The organism is Mesorhizobium sp. M7A.F.Ca.CA.003.01.2.1, assembly GCF_003998945.1.
Classification (GTDB): domain Bacteria; phylum Pseudomonadota; class Alphaproteobacteria; order Rhizobiales; family Rhizobiaceae; genus Mesorhizobium; species Mesorhizobium ciceri.
The window spans coordinates 1-2,861 of record NZ_RZRA01000761.1 but is presented as its reverse complement, the minus strand read 5'-3'; the positions used below and the strand labels follow the sequence as shown (position 1 = coordinate 2,861).

Annotated in this window: 3 protein-coding genes; 1 reads left to right on the top strand and 2 read right to left on the bottom strand. The window is 62.8% G+C overall.

Annotated features, from left to right (window positions below):
* Positions 1-767, bottom strand: a 767-nt coding sequence (locus EN969_RS25075; RefSeq protein ID WP_164758470.1) for a helix-turn-helix transcriptional regulator, incomplete at its 3' end; no start/stop codon positions are given.
* 137 nt (positions 768-904) lie between these two features.
* Between EN969_RS25075 and EN969_RS25070 the strand changes: the two genes are divergently transcribed.
* The gene (locus tag EN969_RS25070) at positions 905-1,825 is read left to right on the top strand and encodes a zinc-binding dehydrogenase (protein WP_013529557.1); all 921 of its coding nucleotides are present in this window, start codon (positions 905-907) and stop codon (positions 1,823-1,825) included.
* A gap of 13 nt (positions 1,826-1,838) precedes the next feature.
* Here EN969_RS25070 and EN969_RS25065 read toward each other — a convergent pair whose 3' ends face one another.
* Positions 1,839-2,591: an SDR family oxidoreductase gene (locus tag EN969_RS25065; protein WP_013529556.1), complete on the bottom strand. Its 753-nt coding sequence runs from the start codon at positions 2,589-2,591 to the stop codon at positions 1,839-1,841.
* Positions 2,592-2,861: the final 270 nt, after the last annotated feature.

Sequence of the window (2,861 nt, the reverse complement as noted above, 5' to 3'; positions counted from 1 at the left end):
AGGTATTTGGCCGGCGGCTTCCCAAGCGCCTTCTTGAACATGGTGATGAAGGCCGTAACGGAACCATAGCCGAGATCGCCCGAGACCTGCTGGACACTCTTGCCGGAAGCCAGTTCCCGAATTGCAACGATCAAGTGCAATTGCTGGCGCCAGCGCCCGAAACTCAGCCCCGTCTCCTTTGCCACAAGGCGGGCGAGGCTGCTCTCGCTGAGCGCGATGCGGTTGGCCCATTCCGCCAGTGTGCTGCGGTCGGCAGGGTCTTGCGCCAACGCTTCGGCGATCCTGTTCAAGCGTGGCTCGGACGAGATCGGCAGGTGCAATTGCTGGACAGGCATGCGTGGCAATTCGGTGAGCAGCATCTTGGTCAAGAGTTCGCCCCTCGCCCCGTCACCCTCCACCCGATCGGAAAGCTCGATGATCAATTCGCGCAGCAGGGGCGAGATTGAAAACGTGCAGCACCGCTCCGGCAGATCGGCGGCTCCCGGCTCTATGTAGACGAAAAAAATCCGGGCGTTGGCGGTTGCGACATTGCTGTGCTCCATGCCGCCGGGGATCCACACCCCGCAATGCGGCGGCACCATCCATAGACCGCTTGGAACGCGGCATGTGACGCCGCCGCCGAGTGCGAAGACGAGTTGGCCTTTGCGGTGCCGATGGGCGGGGACTTCCGCTCTGGTGTCGGGGATGTCGACGCGCACGGCAATCGCCGGCGCGGCAGGGTCATCCACATCGAGATCGAGCCAGGGGTAGCTGAGGGGTTGTCTCATGGTTGACTGTTATTAGCGATTAAACGCCATGATAGCTAAATTCTTTAACAGCGAAAGTCGATAAGCTCCGGCTCGTACTCAGCTTGCCGTGCTTTCCACAGCAAGCTGGCACCGACAAGCCAGCAACAAGGTACGCCATGCTCGCCCTGGTCATCTCTCCCGAAAGCGCGACCGGGTTGAGGCTCGCCGACATCGCCGAGCCTCAACCGGCTTCGAACGAAGCGCTTGTCTCTGTCCACGCAACTTCGTTGAACCGGGGCGAACTGCGCCTGCTTGCCATACGCCCCGAGGGCTGGATACCCGGCCAGGACATCGCGGGGATTGTCGAACGAAGAGCAGCCGATGGTTCCGGGCCAGCCGTCGGCGCCCGGGTTGTTGCTTTGGTCGACGAGGCCGGTTGGGCCGAACGCATCGCAGTCCCAATCGACCGTCTCGCCGTCCTGCCGGATGACGTCAGTTTCGTTTCCGCAGCCACACTTCCTGTCGCCGGTACGACGGCACTAAGGACTCTACGCCATGGCGGCGACCTCGCCGGCCAGCAGGTCTTGATCACCGGTGCAAGCGGAGCGGTCGGCCGTTTTCAGATCCAGATCGCCCGCGAGCAAGGCGCCTCGGTGACGGCAATCGCCGCGGCCCGGCACGCCGACGATCTCCGCGGCCTCGGAGCCCGGCAGGTTGTCGAAGCGATCGATCTGGCCGAGGGGCCGTTCTCGCTGATCACCGAGTCGGTCGGCGGCCAAAGCCTCGCACGCGCGATCGAACGTATCGCACCTGGCGGGACCATCGTCATGTTCGGTTCGAGCAGCGGCGAGCTGACGCCCGTCGGATTCCGCCAGTTCGTTCCGGATCATGAAGGGGCAAGGCTTCAGACTTTTGCGTACTACACGTCTGGTCCAGGCATCGGCGAGGACATCGCCTCACTGCTCGCTCTGGTCGCAGCCGGCCGGCTCGAAACGCGCGTGGCCTTGACGGCGCCGTGGACAGACGTCGCTCAAGCGCTGGACGCACTGCGACAGCGCAGCTTCAGCGGCAAGGCTGTTCTCACCATAACAGGATGAGCATCCTGTTTTGTCACACGTGCTGGCCGCCATTGATGTGGATTTCCGAGCCAGTCACATACGACGCCTGCTGCGAGCACAGGAAAAAGATGATGTCGGCGACTTCGGCCGTGGTGCCAAGGCGCCTGAGAGGAATGGTCTCGACGATCTTGTCCGTGCCCGGCGACAGGATCGCGGTATCGATTTCGCCCGGCGCAATCGCGTTGACGCGGATGCCGTGCGGACCGAAATCATGCGCCATCTCGCGCGTCAGCGAGCCGAGTGCCGCCTTCGATGTCGCGTAGGCCGTGCCGGCGAAAGGATGCACGCGGGTTCCGGCGATCGAGGTTACGTTGACGATCGAGCCCTTGGCCGCCGCCAGTTCCTTGAACAGCCCGCGCGCCAGCATGATCGGCGCGAAGAAATTGACCTGGAACACGTCGCGCCAGACATGCATCGGCGTGTCGATCGAATTCATGCGGCTGTTGCCGTCCTTGAGCTTCGGCGAAATGCCGGCATTGTTGACCAGCGCATGCAACTGGCCGCCATGCGCTTCCAGCCGGTGGCGAATTTCGGAGACGGCGATGCCGACATCCTCCTGATCGGCGAGATCGACCTTGATGTGGTCTTCCGGCCCGGCCGGCCACGGGCAGTCCTCGGCGAAAGCCTGCCTGGAGCAGGTGATGACGCGCCAGCCCTCGCGCGAAAAACGCTTGACGGTGGCGTGGCCGATGCCGCGGCTAGCGCCGGTCAGCACGATGGTCTTTCGGGTGTCGAGCTCAGTCATTTCAGGTCTCCAGCCGGCAGATGTAGCCGAACGCCGCCGAGGTGGCGAGAGGCCGAAATGTCACCATTCACCTCAAAGGAGGAACCGGGAAGCCGGCTCGCCGTTGGTCCTTGAATGCGGAAAGGGTGCGGGGTTCTGAATCAATCTATCAGGACAAAGTCATGACACAGACAGCACCCCTCGACATCGCCACCGCCTTCACCAAAGCGTGGACAGGACACGACCTCGAAAAGGCAGCATCCTATGTCGCCGACGACGTCGTTTTTGATG

Bases quoted from the DNA above. Each gene is read 5' to 3' on its own strand.
- EN969_RS25070 (WP_013529557.1), top strand. From the start codon at position 905: ATGCTCGCCCTGGTCATCTCTCCCGAAAGCGCGACCGGGTTGAGGCTC.
- EN969_RS25065 (WP_013529556.1), bottom strand. From the start codon at position 2,591: ATGACTGAGCTCGACACCCGAAAGACCATCGTGCTGACCGGCGCTAGC.